Origin of the sequence: Siccirubricoccus deserti, assembly GCF_014283215.1 — a bacterium.
Classification (GTDB): Bacteria; Pseudomonadota; Alphaproteobacteria; order Acetobacterales; family Acetobacteraceae; genus Siccirubricoccus; species Siccirubricoccus deserti.
The window spans coordinates 23,882-40,655 of sequence record NZ_JACOMF010000021.1; the positions used below are offsets into that span (position 1 = coordinate 23,882).

The following is a 16,774-nucleotide window of genomic DNA, read 5'->3' on the forward strand; positions in this document are numbered from 1 at the left end:
GGCGCTCACTCCGCCGGAACCAGGGTGGAGAAGGCGCCGGCATCGGTGCCGGCGGCACGCTCGGCCCAGGGATCCTTCTGGGCGAAGCTCTGGGCATGGAGGAACCGGGCGTAGAGGGCGCGGCGGCCCTCCGGATCCTCCACCACGCGCGCCCTGGCATGAGCGATGCCGACGCGCTCGATCCAGGGCGCCGTGCGTTCCAGGTAGCGCGCTTCCTCCCGGTACAGCTGCAGGAAGGCGCCGCAGTATTCGAGCACATCCTCGGGCGTTGCGACCTTGCACAGCAGTTCGGTGCCGCGCAGGTGGATGCCCCCGTTGCCGCCGACATGCAGTTCCCAGCCGCTATCCACCGCGATGACGCCAAAATCCTTAATCGTTGCCTCGGCGCAGTTGCGCGGGCAGCCGGAGACGGCGAGCTTCACCTTGTGCGGGTGCCAGGAGCCCCAGGTCATCTTCTCCAGCGCCACGCCCATGGCCGTACTGTCCTGCGTGCCGAAGCGGCACCATTCGGAGCCGACGCAGGTTTTCACCGTGCGCAGCGACTTGCCATAGGCATGGCCGGACACCATGCCGGCCGCATTGAGGTCACGCCAGACATGGGGGAGCTGCTCACGCTTGACGCCAAGCAGGTCGATGCGCTGGCCACCCGTCACCTTCACGGTGGGAATGTCGTATCTCTCCGCAACCTCCGCGATGGCGCGCAGCTCCTTCGCGCTGGTCAGCCCGCCCCACATGCGCGGCACGACGGAATAGGTGCCATCCTTCTGGATGTTGGCGTGCATCCGTTCGTTCACGAAGCGGGAGCGTGCGTCATCCTGGTATTCACCCGGCCAGGCGCAGAGCAGGTAGTAGTTCAATGCGGGGCGGCAGGAGGCGCAGCCCTCCGGCCGCGTCCAACCGAGTGCCTGCATCACGGCAGGGATGCTCTTCAGCGTCTGCGCAAGAATCTCCCGCCGCACATGGTCGTGCCCATGCGAGGTGCACTTGCACATCGCCTTCTCACCGGTGGGCTCCGCGTAGTCGCTGCCAAGAGTATGCGCCAGCAGCGCCTCGACCTGCCCGCTGCAGGAGCCGCAGGAGGCCGAGGCCTTGGTCCGCGCCCGCACTGCCTCCAGCGTCGTCAGCTCATGCTCGGTGATAGCACTGGTGATCGTGCCTTTGCAGACGCCGTTGCAGCCGCAGATCTCCGCCGTGTCGGGCAGCGCCGCCACCGCGGCGGCCGGGTCGGGCGCCGCCGCGCCGGCCGCCGCCATCGCAACCGCACGGCCGAGGATCAAGGTGTCGCGCATCGGCGCGACGTTGGTCCCCTCGCGCAGCATCTGGAAATACCAGCCGCCATCCGCGACGTCGCCATACATCACGACGCCGGCCATCTTGCCGTCCCGCAGCACCAGCTTGCGGTACACGCCGCGTGCCACGTCCTGGAAGGTGATCTCCTCATCCGCTTCGTCGGCGGCTGCCAGCGCACCCGCGGAGAAGACATCGACGCCAGTGATCTTCAGGCGGGTGGAGAGCGGCGGCGTCACATAGGTGGCGGACTCGTCGCCGGCGAGCCGGGCGGCGCAGACCTTCGCCTGCTCCCAGATCGGCGCAACCAGGCCGAAGACCTGACCGCGATGCTCCACGCACTCGCCCACGGCATGGATGTGCGGATCCTCGGTGCGCAGGCCGTCATCCACCACGATCCCGCGATTCACCTCCAGGCCCGCGTCGCGGGCCAGGCCGATATTGGGGCGGATGCCGATGGCCACGACGACCAGATCGGCCGGGATCTCGCGCCCATCCGCCAGCCGGAGACCCTCCGCCCTCTCGGTGCCGAGGATCTGTTCGGTCTGGCCATTGGTGAAGAAGGCGATGCCCCGCCGATCCAGGTCCCGCTGCAGCAGCGTGCCGGCGGTGGCATCGAGCTGCCGTTCGAGCAAGGTCGGCATCAGATGCACCAACGCGACCGACATGCCCTGGCGCTTCAGCCCCCAGGCCGCTTCCAGGCCCAGCAGCCCGCCGCCAATGACGACGACGCGGCGGCCGGTGCGGGCGGCGGCGATCATCGTCTCGACATCGGCGATGTCGCGGAAGGCGCAGGTCCCCGGCAGGCCGAGGCCCGGGATCGGCGGCGCCAGCGGATTGGAGCCGGTGGCGATGAGCAGCCGGTCGTAGGGCAGGGTGATGCCAGCCGCCGAGGTCACCGTCTGCGTCGCGCGGTCCAGTGACACCACCGGATCGCCCGAAATCAGGCGAATGTCGTTCTCCGCGTACCACGCTCTGCTGTTGATCACGATCTCATCCAGCGACTTCTCGCCGGCGAGGACGGAGGAGAGGGCGATGCGGTCGTAGTTCGGATGCGGCTCCGCACCGAATACGGTGATGTCGTAGCGATGCGGCGCCAGGCGGAGGAGGTTCTCCACCGTCCGCATGCCGGCCATGCCGTTGCCGACGACAACCAGGCGCTGCCGCTGGGCCGATATCATGTTCATCGCGCTTATCCTAAATCCGGGCGGCGCCGGCAGCAGCCGCGCCCCAGGTGGCGCGCCAGCGGTGCTTCACGCTGCTCAGGCCGAGCAGCGCCACCACGGCGAGCGCGGCGAAGACCAGAAAGCCGGCCGCGTAGCTGCCGCTGATCTGCTTGGAGAGGCCGAGGCTTGAGGCAAGCCAGAAGCCGCCGACGCCGCCGGTCATGCCGACCAGGCCGGTCATCACGCCGATCTCCCGCCGGAAGCGCTGCGGCACGAGCTGGAACACCGCGCCATTGCCCATGCCGAACGCCAGCATGGCGAGGATGAAAGCCCCGAGCGCCATCCAGCTCGTCGGCAGACCGAAACTCACAACGACCAGCGCCACGGCGGCCGTGGCGTACATGGCGGTGAGGGAACGTACGCCGCCGATCCGGTCCGCCACCGCGCCGCCAAGCGGGCGCACCATCGAGCCGGCGAAGACGCATGCGGCGGTGAAGTAGCCCGCCGCCACGGGCGAGAGCGCGTATTGGTCGCTGAAGTAGATGGTCAGCGAGGAGGCAAGGCCGACGAAACCCCCGAAGGTGACGCTGTAGAAGAACATGAACCACCAGGCGTCGCCCGCTCGCAGCACGGCGAGGTATTCCGGCAGCCGCTTGGGGGTAGGGCGGTCGGGGCTGTCCTTGGCAAGGATCACATAGACCAGCAGCGTCAGCAGGAGCGGGATGGTCACCAGCCCGAAGACATTGTTCCAGCCGAAGCTGGCGGCGAGGCTCGGGGCAAGGAGCGCGGCGAAGACGGTGCCTGAGTTGCCGGCGCCCGCGATGCCGAGGGCGGTACCCTGGTGCTCCGGCGGATACCAGCGCGAAGCGAGGGGCAGGGCGACCGCGAAGGAGGCACCGGCGACACCGAGCACCAGCCCGACCAGCAGCGTCTCCGCGAAGCTGTGCACGCCGAACCACCAGGCGGCCAGCAGGCCGGCGATGACGACCACCTGGCTGATGAGGCCGGTACGCCGTGGGCCGAGATGGTCGACCAGCAGCCCGTTCACCACGCGGAATCCTGCGCCGGCCAACACGGGAGTGGCGACCATGAGGCCCTTCGCGCCAGGGCTGAGCTGGAGATCGGCTGCGATCTGCACGGCCATCGGCCCGAGGATCACCCAGGCCATGAAGGAGAGATCGAAATAGAGGAAAGCGGCGATCAGCGTGGGCAGGTGCCCCGCCTGCAAGAAGCCCTTGTTCACCAGAAGGACGCTCCGCGGATCGCCTTATGCGTCCGCCCGCGGGCCGCCATTGGCCCGCTGGTCACGTTCATGGACCGGCCAGAAGGCCGGACCCGCGAACAGGCATCCCCCGCCCTTGAGGGAGGCCCGGTACGTGCTGTGCTTAATCCTCGTTGGATCGCAAAGGCACGCCAATGCTCAAGCAAGCGGTGTGCCATTGACCAAAATGAGGCAGTTTAAGGCCTGGTTGCGGAGAGATTCTCGGTTTGGGCCATTTTCGTGCAGATATGCCTCTAGGATAGGCATATCTGCAGGGAAAATTTCGCGCTTACAGGCGGGCAGGGAGTCCCTGACTCAGGCCTCGAAGCGTGCGCCGTCGCAGAAGCAGTCGGGTTGCATGGCGATGGGGGTGGGGTCCGCTGCCAGGTGCCATGCGACGTCATGGGCGCCTTCGGCTTTATGATCGGAGCGGGGCACCGGCAGGCCCAGCTCACGGGCGGCCCGCGCATAAAGCTCGGGGCGATAGGCGCGCATCGCCCGCTCCACCGCGTCCGCGGGCAAGCTGCGCCAGCGCGCCATTTGGGTTGCGAGCCAGCGCGCATGCGACCGCCAGGGGAAGGCCGTGGCATGTGCGGCGAAGACCGAGCGATCCACCTCGCCGCCCTGGCCACCGGGCAGGGATGCGGCCACGAGATCGGTTGGCACTCCAATCCAGCCGGGCTCGGACAACAGGGTAGCCAGAGACTCCGCACCAGCAGGGTCGTCGCAGGCAATGCCGGCTCGGAGCAGCGCCCGCATCACGGCCTGCAGCGCCGAGGGATGGCGGTTGGCCCAGTCGGCCCGAACCGCCAGGCACTTTTCCGGATGGTTGCGCCAGATCTCGGAGGACAGCACCGCTGCTCGCCCGGCTCCCATCCGCGCCGCCACGGCGCCCCAGGGCGCGCCAGCGCAGAATCCATCGATGTGGCCGGCGGCCAAGGCCTTCGGCATCTCTGCCGGCGGCATGACCGTGATGTCCACAGCTTCCTCCGGGGGAATGCGGCTGGCCGCGAGCCAGTAGCGCAGCAGCAGATCATGGGTGGACCAGGCGTGCACCACCGCCAGGCGTGGCCGGAGCCGGCCATGCTCCAGGAGGTGGCGCAGACGCCGCCCCGCCTCCAGCGCGGGCGGCCGGACGCCGCCTTCCAGTACCGCCCTGGCCGGTTCCTCCGCCAGCACGACCGAGTTGCCGTTCAGGCTGAGCGACATCGGCACCACCAGCCGGGTCGCCGCGGGACGCAGCCCAAGTTCCATCGCAAGCGCCAGCGGTGGCAGCATCACCGCCCCGTCCAGCAATCCGTAAGCGAGCTTATCCGCCACATTGGCCCAGGAGGGCTCGACCGAGAGCGCAACTTCTACGCCCTCTTCGGCGAACAGGCCGTGCGTGGCTGCGAATGCGACCGGTGCGGCATCTGTCAGGCGGAGCAGGCCAATACGCATCGGTGCCTGTCGTCCGTTCCGCTCAGCCATTCTCGGGAGACTCCTTCTCTCCGGCCATCCGGAGCACGTCGGCGGCAATGTCAACGACGCGCTGGCTGCGCTCCATCGCCTGGCGTCGGAGCCAGCGATGCGCCTCCGGCTCGCTCATCCGCCGCTGCCTGATCAGGAGAGCTTTTGCCCGATCCAGGAGCATCCGCTCGCGCAGGCTGGTCCGGGTCTGTTGCAGTTCCGCCTCGACCTGCCGGTAGCGGCGGAACATCGCCACCGCGGCGCGTACGATTGGCTTCACATCCGGCAGCGCCGCCCCGACCACCGTGTAGGAGGAGACACCAGCCTCGATCGCGGCCTCCATGAAGGCAGGATCGTCGCCATCCACAAACATCACGACCGGGCGCGGGTCGTGATGCGTCACCTGCCGGATATCGTCGAGGTAGTCCCGATCAGGGCGCGCCATGTCGACGATGACGACGTCGGGCGCCTCGCGTGCGACTGCCGCGGGCAAGGGCTCGCCTGGCCGGGGCCGAACTGTCACGGTGACGCCGGCCGAGGCAAGGTGTGCCTCGACGATGCGCGCCCGCTCAGGCTCGGCATCAACCAGGAGAACTTTCAATTCCGGAAGCCATGCCACATGTCCGGCAGAGCTTTTGCAAGGCCCATGCCAAGGCGCGCTCGTCACCCTGGCCGAGCCGCGGTCGTGGCGATTCGGGTGCGGTGCCGGACGCCGGAACGCATGTTGGCCGACGACGCTGTGCCGACCGGAACAGATCATTGGGGTATTGCGGCAGGCCGAAATGGAACTGGCGCAGGGCCGGACGATGGGTGAGGTCCACCATGGGCTTGGGGGTAGCGGAGGCGAGCTTCTACCGCTGGCGGTCCGAATGTGGCGGCCTGAAGGTCGACCAAGCTCGTTGCATGAAGGATGCGGGGCAGTGTCCCGAACGAGCGTGAGAACACGCGGCGAAGCGGATGGTCGCCGGACCTGGTGTCCTTCGCCGATGAGGGCGATTGGGATGTTCGGCTTGACCGGGAGTGGATAGTCGGCGCGCTTCGCCTGCCCATGGCTGACCGACCTGCCGCGGATGATGATGCGACCCTTGTTGAAGGGACCTCCTCGCGGATCTGCAGCATTTCGTCCCAACCGGCAGCCGGCAGCGCCGGTGTGATGAAATGGGTGCTTTGGCCGATGGAGCCGGGGCCGGCCAGCAGACGGCTGGGTGAGGGCGCAGGATCACCCGATATTGCTGCTGCCAGCCCCAGACCCCTAACGCCCGGAGGGCCTGGACTGGCCTGGGTCAGAGCGTCGCTGCTGCCCGCGCCGCCTGATCATAGTAGCCGGACAGGGTGCGCAGCAGCGCTGCGAGATCGGACAAGGTTGCTTCCCCTGGCCCCTTGCCGCGCACCGACGGCGCCAGCAGCGCCTCCCGCACCTCGGCGTAGCCGGTGCAGAGCGCAGCGCCGGCGGTGGTGGTCGCCACCAACTTCTCCTTCCCCGGCTGGTCTTCACCAGCCCGGCACCTTCCAGCTTGCGGATGGCGTAAGTGACGATGTGCGTGTCCTCGATCGCCAGCGCCAACAGGATCTCCGCCAGCCGCTTCGGCCGGGCGCGGTGGTGCACGGTGCGCAGGACCAGCACTTCCGTTGGCGACAGGCCAGGGACGCCCGCCGCCGCGACACAGACCATCATCCAGCGGTGGAAGGCATGGCCGGCCAGAATCAGCCCGTACTCCACCTCCGACAATGCGGGAGAGGCGCCGGCGGCGAGAGGGGCGGAGGAGACGACAGGCTGCGCCATGGGCTTACGTCGATGAAATGCCAATAAATCGTCAAGGATGGCCTGCTGGCGGACTTGCGCCGCAGGCGCCGCTTCGCCATCACGGCCAGTGCGGATTACGGAGGGCGTGAACGCGCCGGAGCGTCGATCCGCCCTGCAAGCAGAATGCCTGCAGCGGATCGGCGTTCGGATCCGAACGCATCCACTGTAGGCGGAGGGGCTTCGATGGACGCGGGCTGGCAGTTCTGGATCGATCGCGGCGGCACCTTCACCGACATCGTCGCCCGCGACCCCGCCGGGCGGCTGTCCACCGCCAAGCTGCTGTCGGAGAACCCCGGCCGCTACCGCGACGCCGCTGTCGCCGGCATCCGCCAGATCCTTGGCCTTGCGCCGGATGCGCCGATCCCGCCCGGCACCATCGATGCGGTGAAGATGGGCACCACCGTCGCCACCAACGCACTGCTGGAGCGCAAGGGCGGACGGGTGCTGCTGCTGGTCAACCAGGGCTTCGCCGACATGCTGCGCATCGGCAACCAGGCCCGGCCACGCCTGTTCGACCTGCACGTGACCCTGCCCGACCTGCTGCATGAGCAGGTTGCCGAGATCGGCGGCCGCATGGCACTGGACGGCACGGAGCTGTCCCCGCTGGATGAGGCGGCCGCCCGCGCTGCGCTTGCCGCTGCCTACGCCGACGGCATCCGCGCCGTCGCCGTGGTGCTGATGCATGCCTGGGCGCATCCGGCACATGAGTTGCGGCTCGGCGCCCTGGCGCGGGAGGCCGGTTTCACCCAGGTCAGCCTCAGCCACCAGGCCTCGCCGCTGCCGCGCATCGTGCCGCGCGGCGACACCACCGTGGTGGACGCCTATCTCTCGCCGATCCTCAGGCGCTATGTGGAGCAGGTGGCGGGAGAGCTGAATCCTGCACCAGCGGCCGGTGAGAAGCCCGTCAGGCTGTACTTCATGCAGTCGAACGGCGGCCTTGCCGAGGCCGGCAGCTTCCAGGGCAAGGACGCCATCCTGTCCGGCCCCGCCGGCGGCATCGTCGGCGCCGCGCGCACCGCGGGCATGGCCGGCTTCGACCGCATCATCGGCTTCGACATGGGCGGGACCTCCACCGATGTCGCGCTCTACGCCGGCGAGTTCGAGCGGGCCTTCGAGACCCAGGTGGCCGGGGTGCGGATGCGGGCGCCGATGATGGCGATCAACACCGTGGCCGCCGGCGGCGGCTCCATCCTGCATTTCGACGGGGCGCGCTACCGGGTCGGCCCCGACAGCGCCGGCGCGGTGCCGGGCCCGGCCTGCTATCGCCGCGGCGGGCCGCTGACCGTCACCGATGCCAATGTGATGGTCGGCAAGATCCAGCCGAAGCACTTCCCTAGCCTGTTCGGCCCGGGCGGCGACCAGCCGCTGGACGCCGAGATCGTGCAGGAGAAATTCGCCGCCCTGGCTGACGAGATCGAAGCCGCGACGGGCACGCGGCAGGACCCGCGCGTGGTGGCGGAAGGCTTCCTCCGCGTCGCCGTCGCCAACATGGCGAACGCCATCAAGCAGGTTTCGATCCAGAAGGGCCATGATGTCACCCGCACCGCCTTGCAGTGCTTCGGCGGCGCCGGCGGGCAGCATGCCTGCCTCGTCGCCGATGCGCTGGGGATGGAAACGGTGTTCATCCATCCCTTCGCCGGCGTGCTCTCGGCCTATGGCATGGGCCTCGCCGACCAGACGGTGATCCGGGAGGGCGCGGTGGAAGCGCCCTTCGCGCCCGAAGGCATGGCGGCCCTCACCGCCCGGCTCGACGCGCTGGTCGCCGAAGGGCGGGCCGAGCTGCTGAAGCAGGGCGCCCCGGCGGGCCGCATCGCCGGCACCCGCCGGCTGCACCTGCGCTACGCCGGCACCGACAGCTTCCTGCCCGTCGCCTTCGGCCCGCATGCCGAGGTGGTGGAGACCTTCACCACTGCCCATCGCCAACGCTTCGGCTTCGCCACACCTGAACGCCCGATCATCGTCGAGGCCTGCATCGCCGAGGTCACCGCCGCCGGCGAGGCGGTGGCGGAAGCGCAGCTGCCCGCCCGCCCCGCCGGCGAAGGCCCGGCGCCGATCGACCAGGTCGCACTCTTCACCGAGGCCGCCGCGCACCAGGCCCCGGTGTTCGACCGCGAGGCGCTGCTGGCCGGCGACCGCCTGCCCGGCCCGGCGCTGATCCGTGAAGCCAATGCCACCACGGTGGTCGAGCCCGGCTGGACCGCCGAGGTGACGCCGCTGAACCACCTGATCCTGCGCCGCACGCAGCCCCGCGCCGCCGCCCGGGTCGCCGACACCGGCCGCCCCGACCCGGTGATGCTGGAGCTGTTCAACAACCTGTTCATGAGCATCGCCGAGCAGACCGGCGCGGTGCTGCAGAACACCTCGCTCAGCGTCAACATCAAGGAACGCCTGGACTTCTCCTGCGCCATCTTCGATGCGGCCGGCGGGCTGGTGGCCAATGCGCCGCATGTCCCGGTGCATCTCGGCGCCATGGGGGAGAGCGTGCGCACCGTCATCCGGCTGCGCGGCGCGACGCTCCGCCCCGGCGACGTCGTCGCGCTGAACAACCCCTATAACGGTGGAACCCATCTGCCGGATGTCACCGTCATCACCCCGGTCTTCGACGCCGCCGGGGCGGAGATCCTGTTCTTCCTCGGCAGCCGCGGTCACCACGCCGATATCGGCGGCCTCACCCCCGGCTCCACCCCGCCGACCTCCCGCACCCTGGAGGAGGAAGGCGTCGTCATCGACAATTTCCTGCTGGTCGAGCAGGGCCGCTTCCGGGAAGCCGAGTTCCGCGCCCTGCTGGCCTCGGCGAAATATCCCGCCCGCAGCCCGGACGTGAATCTCGCCGACATCAAGGCGCAGATCGCCGCCAATGAGAAGGGCGTGCAGGAGCTGCGGCGGGCGGTGCGCGACTTCGGCCTCGATACCGTCCGCGCCTACATGCGCCACGTCATGGACAATGCCGAGGAAAGCGTCCGCCGGGTGCTGGACCGGTTGCAGGATGGCGCCTTCGCCACCACCATCGACGATGGCACGCCGCTCCAGGTCGCGGTCCGGGTGGACCGTGCCAACCGCCGCGCCACCATCGATTTCACCGGCACCGGGCCGCAGCGGCCGACCAATTTCAACGCCCCCGCGGCGGTCTGCCGCGCTGTGGTGCTCTACTGCTTCCGCGCCCTGGTGGGGGAGGAGATCCCGCTCAACGATGGCTGCCTCAAGCCGCTGGAGATCGTGGTGCCGGAAGGCACCTTCCTCAGCCCGCGCGGCGGCGGGCCAGGCGGCGGCGCTGCGGTGGTGGCCGGCAATACCGAGGTCAGCCAGATGACCTGCAACGCCCTGCTGGCGGCGCTCGGCGCCTGTGCCTCCGCCCAGGCGACGATGAACAACGTCATCTTCGGCGATGCGACCTACCAGTATTACGAGACGGTCTGCGGCGGCGTCGGCGCCGGCCCGGGCTTCGACGGCTGGGGCCCGGTGCAAACGCATATGACCAACACCCGGATGACTGACCCGGAGATCCTGGAATTGCGCTATCCGGTCCGGCTGGAGGAATTCTCGATCCGCCGCGGCTCGGGCGGCGCCGGGCAATGGCGCGGCGGCGATGGCGCGCGCCGGCGCATCCGCTTCCTGAGGCCGATGCAGGCCATCGTCGTCGCTTCCCGCCGCAATGTCGCGCCGCATGGGCTGATGGGCGGCGCCGATGGCGCCCCCGGCCGGCAATGGGTGGAGCGGGTGGACGGCAGGGTGGAGCCGATCCCCGGCAATGCCGGCAGCGCCGCACTCGAAGTGGGGGATGTGCTGGGGGTGGAAACGCCGGGCGGCGGCGGCTGGGGTACGCCGGCGTGAGGCCATTGGCGATCATGCCGGCGGCCACACCCGGCCCGGCCCCGCGCCGCGGCTGATGCGCCGTGTCGCCGTCCTGCTGCTCGCCCTGCTGGTGCTGCTGGGCGCCGGGCTGTGGTTCGGGCCGCGACTGCTCGACTGGGACGTCTGGCACGACCGGCTGACCGAGATCGCCTCCGCCCGGCTCGGCCGGCGGGTGGCGCTGGATGGGCCCATCACCCTGGTGCTGCTGCCCCAGCCACGGCTGGAGGCCACGCGCATCGCCATCGGCCCGGATGCCGATGGCCTCACCATCACTGCCCGCAGCATGCGGCTCCGGCTCGACCTGCCGGCGCTGCTTGGCGGCCGGTTGGAGCCGCGCGAGCTGGCGCTGGTCGGCGGCGAAATCAGCCTGCCCTGGCCGCCCACCGAACTGCCGAGCTTCCGCCCGCCGCCCTGGCTCACCACGCTGGACGCCAGGCTGGAGGATTGCCGGCTGACCGTCGGCGGGCTGCAACTGGAGGGGCTGAATGCCCGCCTCACCACCGGCGGGCTGGCGGAGGCGCTGGTCGCCGAGGGCCGCTTCGCCTGGCGCGGCCTCGCCGTGCGCTTCTCCGGCGACCTCGGCCGCGCCGGCTTCGACGGCATCGCCCCGCTCGACCTCAGCATGGCGGTCGCCGGCACCACCCTGACCGCGCGCGGGGTGCTTGCCCCCGGCGGCGGCTTCGTGGGGCGGGTGGAGGCGACCGGCACCGACCTCTCCACCCTGGTGCCGGCCCCGCCGCTGGCCTTCCGCGCCACCGGAAGGCTGACCGCGGCGGCGGATCTGCTGGCGGCGGATGATCTGACCCTCGATCTCGGCGGCCAGCCGGCCCGCGGCGCGGTGACCCTGCGGCTGGCCCCGGCGCCGCGGCTCGACATCGCGCTCGCCGCCGGCCGGCTCGACCTCGATGCCTGGATCGCCGCGCTGCGCCCGGCCAGCAGCCAGAGCCTGCCGGTCAGCATCGACCTCTCGGCCGAGGCGACCAGCTTCGGCCCGGTGCCGCTGCGGCGGCTGCGCGGTGCGGCCTTCCTGGAAGGCGAGCGAATGACGCTCTCCGACGTCTCCGCCGTGCTGCCGGGCGATACAGAGATCGAGCTGACCGGCGCGACCGCGCGGTCGCGGCTGGAACTCGCCATCCGCTTCGCCGGGACGAACCTGCGGGAGACGCTGGCGTCCTTCGGCCTGCCGCTCGGCGGCACCGACCCAGCCCGGTTGCGCCAGGCGGAGGGGCGGTTCCGCCTGGCCTTGCAGGAGAATGAGGCGACGATCTCCGATCTCGTCGCCAGCATCGATGGCGCCCGGCTGTCCGGCGCCGGGGTGGTGCGCCAGGGGGTGCGGCCGGCGATCGGCGTCGGCATCACCCTGGACCGGCTGGACCTCGGCGGGCTGGTGCCGGAGTTGCCCGATGCCGCGGGCCTCGGTGCCTGGCTGGGCGGCTTCGACCTCAACCTGCGGCTGGCCGCCGAACGGCTGCGCTGGCGGGGCCTGGCGGCGGAGCGCGGCACCTTGGATGCGACGCTGGAGAACGGCAGGGTGGCGCTGCGGCGGCTGGCGCTGCGCTTCGGCGAGGTCGACATCGCCGCCTCCGGCGCGGCGCAGCTCGGCCCGACGCCGCGTTTCCCGGATGTGAGCATCGAGCTGAGCGGAGCAAGCGGCGCGGCGCTGGCGCCGCTGCTGCCGTCCGGTCTCGCGGCGCTGGCGCCGCTGGCCTCGCAGCAGGTGGCGTTGCGGCTGACCGGCGGCGGCGTGCCGGATGCGGTGGCGTTGAAGGCTGAGGGCGACCTGGGCGCGCTGCGGCTGGAAGCGGCGGCGACGCTGAATGCGGTGGCGCGGCGCGGCACCGGCACGCTGACCCTGCGTCACCCCGGTGCGCCGCGGCTGCTGGCCCGGCTCGGTGCCGGGCCGGTGGAATGGCTGGGTGAAGGATCCTTTGCCATCATCGCCAATCTATCCGGCCAGGCGAATGCCCAGGGCACCAGCCTGACCGCCGAGCATCTGGATGTGGTTGCCGGTGGGCTGCGCGCGCGCGGGCAGCTCACCCTGGCGACCGGCGGGGCGCGGCCGAAGCTGACCGGGCGCATCGCCGCCGAGCTGCTGCCGCTGCCCTGGCACGGCCTCGGCGCTACGGAGCCGCTCGGGTTTGAACAACTGGCCGGCTTCGATGCGGAGCTGGCGGTGGAGGCGGCACGCATCCTGCCGCAGGGCGAACCGGCCAGCGGCGCGGTGCTGGAGGCGGCCAGCGCCACCTTGCGGCTGGCCGAGGGCAGGTTGCAGCTCGAAGGCGTCCAGGCCCGGCTCGGCAGTGGCAGCCTGCGCGGCGGCCTGACGCTGGAGGCCACCGCCAGCCCGCCACGGCTCGGCATCGAGGCGAGCATCGCCGATGCGGCGCTGACCGGCCCGCTGTTCGGCCTGCCCTTCGACCTCGGTGCCGGGCGGCTGGAGGCGACCACCCGCTTCGCCGCCTCCGGCCACAGCCTGGCGGCACTGGCGGCGACCGCGGAAGGCACGCTGGAATTCGCCGTCCGTGACGGCGTGTTGATCGGGCTCGACCTCGGCGCGGTGCAGGCGGCGGCGGCGCTGCCTGAGCTTGGTGCGGTCGAGGCGGCCTTGCAGGGCGCGCTCGGCGGCGGCGCCAGCGCCTTCGAGCGGCTGGAGGTGGCGGGGCCGGTGGCGGAAGGCCGATTGCGGCTGGAGACGGCGCGGCTGGCTTCGGAGCGTGGCGGCGAGGCAACGACGGCGACCGGCGAGATCGGCCTCGCCCGCGGCACCCTGGACCTGCTGCTGCTGGCCCGGCCGGTGGCGGAGGCGCCAGGGATCGGGCTGCGGCTGACCGGCCCGGCGACGGCGCCGCGCCGGTTGCCGGAGCTGGCGCCCTTCCTGCGCTGGAAGGCGGAGCGGTAGGCTGAAGCGGGCAGGGTGGGCGGTGATGGCTGGGGAAGGCACTGGCTACTCCAGACCCCATCCGTCAGGCCGGGACCCGGCCTGGGCCGGTGGGAATCCGCGGCCCGCTGCGGAACGGACTTGTCCGCAATCGACTCCGGCCACCCATCCGCTTGAACCGCCCACAACTGCCGGCGCGACCGCCCCGCTCATCCTCGCCGGCCAGGCTCCCTCTCGCCCTGCCTGCACGGCGGCGCCACACTGGCGCCGGCTCAACCACCCACCGGGGATCATCATGGCATCACGGGAAGGCGCGCTGACGCGCGCCGCGGCATTCTTCGACGAGGGCAGCTTCAGGGCATTGCTCACCGATCTGGTGGCGATCCCCTCCACCGCGCAGGAGCCGGGCTTCGAGCCGGAGCTGGACCGCTACCTGCGGCAGGCGATCACCCCCTGGCTCGACCGGCTCGGCTTCGCCTCGGCCATCCACCCCAACCCGCTGGATGGCTTCGGCCCGATCCTGACCGCTGCCCGCATCGAGGATCCGGCGCTGCCCACCGTGCTGCTCTACGGGTAAGGATGTGGCATTTAGAGAGCATATTCGGTAAGAGGGGCGCGCCGACAGCACGGAACCCCCCAGGTGTTCATCCTCCCCTACAGCCGCCCGTTAACCAGGGAAGAACTGCTCGGCAGCACGGCCGCCGACTACGATCGATGGTCTTCCCCCCAGCAGGAGGGCGGCTCCACCCAGGAGCGCCAAGATGAGGTAAAGGCTCAAACTATCTCCCACTTCCGGTTGAACTTGAACCCGGAGTGGAGCTTCGACGACAAGGGGCTGTCGGCCAGCAAAGGCGACCACCGTACTCGGGGTAAGCTGGCCGAACTCCTCAGGATGGCGAAGGATGGGGTGTTCTACGGGCCAAAGCCGGTCGTCCTCGTCCTTGAGGCCATCGACCGCCTCATCCGCGAGGGCCTGCTGGTCGGCAGCACTGAAATCCTCAAAGTGCTACTCGACAACAATATCGTCGTGGTAACGGGCGACCTCACGATTTGGGACCGCTTCTCGATCGAGACTGACCTGAACCACAAGCTGGTGGCTGAACTGAACGCTGCCCGCCGCTACGCTGAGCGCCTGCGCCAGTTCGCCGAGGGGGCGCACCGGAAAAAGCGGGAGCGGTTGGTCGCCGTCCTCGCCGACCCCACGGCCTCCCTGCCGCAGATCAATGGCAGGACGCCCTTCTGGCTTATCCGCCTGCGGCCGGACACCAAGCACGGCCCCATCCCCGCCGAAGGCAATGGCTTTTGGTACGTGATCGACGAGAAGGTCTGGGGGCCGATCGTTCGCCGCATATTCCGGGATATCGGCCAGGGCAGGACGATGAAGCAGGTCGCCTCGGGGCTGAACTGCGACGGCATCCGCTCGCCGGACGGGAAGGATTGGCGGGCCAGCCGCGTCGGCCAACTGTTGCGAGACCGCCATGTGTTGGGCTTCTACACGCCGACCAAATGGGTCGATGTCGTGGAGGAGGGCAAGACGGTGCGCCGCCGCGTCCCGGCAACGCGTCGCGTGGGCGATGTCGATATCACCATGGGGGAGGTGAAGATCGCCCCGGCGGTGGTCACGCTTGAGGAATGGTACAAGGCCCGAGACGTGCTGGAAGGCCGCGAGCGACGCCTTCGGGGGCGGCGCGGCAAGAACATCCCGAACCTGTTCACGGGCCGGACCGCCTGCGCGACCTGCGGGGGCCGCCTGCGGGCCGACACCGGAGGGGGCATCCGCCGGGGCCGTCGCCGCCGCGACCTTATCTGCGCCCGCTACGTCGAGAGCGACACCTGCACGGACGGGCAGCGGTATGATCTCCACCACTTCGAGGCCCTCCTGCTGATGGAGATCGTCCGTCGCTCAGAGATCGCCCCCAAAACTCCGACCGGGGACACGTCGCAGATGGAGGCCGAGCGGGTCGCCCTCCTGGCCGAAATCGACCGGCTTGAGCAGGCCAGGGCGGCTGTGCGGAAGCACATGCCCCAGGAATGGGCCATCGAGGAGATGGCCCGCGCTGGCAGGGAGCAGGACACAGCCAAGAAGCGGGCGGTCGAACTCTCCCAGCAGATCGAGGTGGCGGCGACAGCGGCCAGCCGGGCCACTGAGGCTTGGGCCTTTATCAGGGAGGTGATGGGACCGGCGATCCAGGGGGACGTGGACGCGCGCGACCGGCTCCGCACCCTGCTGGCCCGGATAGACTACCAGATCACTGGGGACAGCGGCGGTGGCCTCCTTCTGACGATCGGCGGCAGCACGGTGGACATCAGCCCCGAAGGGCGGGAGGAGGAGTGGGAGCGGGACGACGCGCAGGCTGAGCGCATGGCGGCGGAGTAGCCCGTCCTTCATTTGGGAGAAGGGACATCCGGGCCGGTATCGCCTTCTGTTGCGCAACGTGGCACCTCTGCTGCTCAACTCGGAGTAGGCCATACCTCCGCAGCCAGAACCGCCCATTATTTCGGCCGAGGACGAAGCCACGGGCGATCTGTTCCCCGAGGGCTTCGCCGATCTTTACGAGGTCCACAGCTACCGGAACGCCGCCCACATCCTGCGCAACGCCTGCAAGGCCGAGTTCGACGAACTCGTCGGCAAGCTGATGGGGTTCAGGATTAAGACCGCCGAGATGGTGGAGAGCGGTGGGAACAAGACGAAGACCGCCAAGGCCATGGATGACCTCCTCCACCCGCTTGGGTGGAACGAGACCCGCATTGTGGGCGACTTCTACATCAGGCGGTTGAGCGGCTCGAAGCCGAAGGCCAAAATGGGAAGGGGGAAGGGGGAAGGCGGCCAGGGCGGCCACGATACCGGAGGAGCCGTCGCCCTACGACTACCGCATCCCGCGCTTCGTCTCGTTAGGACGGGCCTCTGTGAGAAGCAGCATGCATGAGATCGCGCCGGAGCTTTGCGGATAGGCGCCTCTCCGCCATTGTGCGGTTTCCGACTGGAAATAACCGCCTGCGTCACCATATGTAGACCATCGCCCGCTGAGATTTTCCGGCGCGGGCGGCTGAGAGAGGCCAGCACTCCCGCCGACACC

10 protein-coding genes and 2 pseudogenes are annotated in these 16,774 nt (G+C 70.0%); 5 read left to right on the top strand and 7 right to left on the bottom strand.

Features of this window, described 5'->3' with window-relative positions:
* Positions 1 to 5: 5 nt before the first annotated feature.
* The 7 genes and pseudogenes from nirB to H7965_RS31765 form a co-directional block, all read right to left on the bottom strand.
* On the bottom strand, positions 6 to 2,474 hold the full coding sequence (gene nirB, locus H7965_RS16810; protein WP_186771748.1) for a nitrite reductase large subunit NirB: 2,469 nt from the start codon (positions 2,472 to 2,474) through the stop codon (positions 6 to 8).
* A 10-nt stretch (positions 2,475 to 2,484) separates the two neighbouring features.
* Positions 2,485 to 3,696: a nitrate/nitrite transporter gene (locus H7965_RS16815; protein WP_229682667.1), complete on the bottom strand. Its 1,212-nt coding sequence runs from the start codon at positions 3,694 to 3,696 to the stop codon at positions 2,485 to 2,487.
* Between the two features lie 333 nt (positions 3,697 to 4,029).
* On the bottom strand, positions 4,030 to 5,238 hold the full coding sequence (locus H7965_RS16820; RefSeq protein WP_186771749.1) for a CmpA/NrtA family ABC transporter substrate-binding protein: 1,209 nt from the start codon (positions 5,236 to 5,238) through the stop codon (positions 4,030 to 4,032).
* Complete coding sequence (locus H7965_RS31755; protein WP_186771750.1) at positions 5,177 to 5,782, bottom strand: ANTAR domain-containing response regulator; 606 nt, start codon at positions 5,780 to 5,782, stop codon at positions 5,177 to 5,179. The genes H7965_RS16820 and H7965_RS31755 overlap by 62 nt, the downstream gene beginning before the upstream one ends.
* 366 nt (positions 5,783 to 6,148) lie before the next feature.
* A pseudogene (locus H7965_RS31990) lies at positions 6,149 to 6,360 on the bottom strand (hypothetical protein); the annotation flags it as partial.
* A gap of 86 nt (positions 6,361 to 6,446) precedes the next feature.
* Positions 6,447 to 6,629 carry a hypothetical protein gene (locus tag H7965_RS31760; protein WP_229682674.1) on the bottom strand — a complete coding sequence of 61 codons (183 nt, stop codon included), beginning with the start codon at positions 6,627 to 6,629 and terminating at the stop codon, positions 6,447 to 6,449.
* Positions 6,630 to 6,700: 71 nt separating this feature from the next.
* Positions 6,701 to 6,946: pseudogene (locus tag H7965_RS31765) on the bottom strand (winged helix DNA-binding protein); the annotation flags it as partial.
* 204 nt (positions 6,947 to 7,150) lie between these two features.
* Between H7965_RS31765 and H7965_RS16835 the strand changes: the two are divergent.
* The 5 genes from H7965_RS16835 to H7965_RS16855 all read left to right on the top strand — a co-directional run bounded on the left by H7965_RS16835 (position 7,151) and on the right by H7965_RS16855 (position 16,624).
* Positions 7,151 to 10,798, top strand: a complete 3,648-nt coding sequence (locus H7965_RS16835; RefSeq protein ID WP_186771751.1) for a hydantoinase B/oxoprolinase family protein — start codon at positions 7,151 to 7,153, stop codon at positions 10,796 to 10,798.
* 55 nt (positions 10,799 to 10,853) lie between these two features.
* Positions 10,854 to 13,718: an AsmA family protein gene (locus H7965_RS16840; protein WP_186771752.1), complete on the top strand. Its 2,865-nt coding sequence runs from the start codon at positions 10,854 to 10,856 to the stop codon at positions 13,716 to 13,718.
* Between the two features lie 274 nt (positions 13,719 to 13,992).
* Positions 13,993 to 14,274, top strand: coding sequence for a hypothetical protein (locus tag H7965_RS16845; protein ID WP_186771753.1), 282 nt, complete (start codon positions 13,993 to 13,995; stop codon positions 14,272 to 14,274).
* 63 nt (positions 14,275 to 14,337) lie between these two features.
* Complete coding sequence (locus tag H7965_RS16850) at positions 14,338 to 16,074, top strand: recombinase family protein (protein WP_186771754.1); 1,737 nt, start codon at positions 14,338 to 14,340, stop codon at positions 16,072 to 16,074.
* A 208-nt stretch (positions 16,075 to 16,282) separates the two neighbouring features.
* A complete protein-coding gene (locus tag H7965_RS16855; protein ID WP_268239740.1) occupies positions 16,283 to 16,624 on the top strand; it encodes a BglII/BstYI family type II restriction endonuclease in 342 nt (113 codons plus the stop codon).
* Positions 16,625 to 16,774 lie beyond the last annotated feature (150 nt).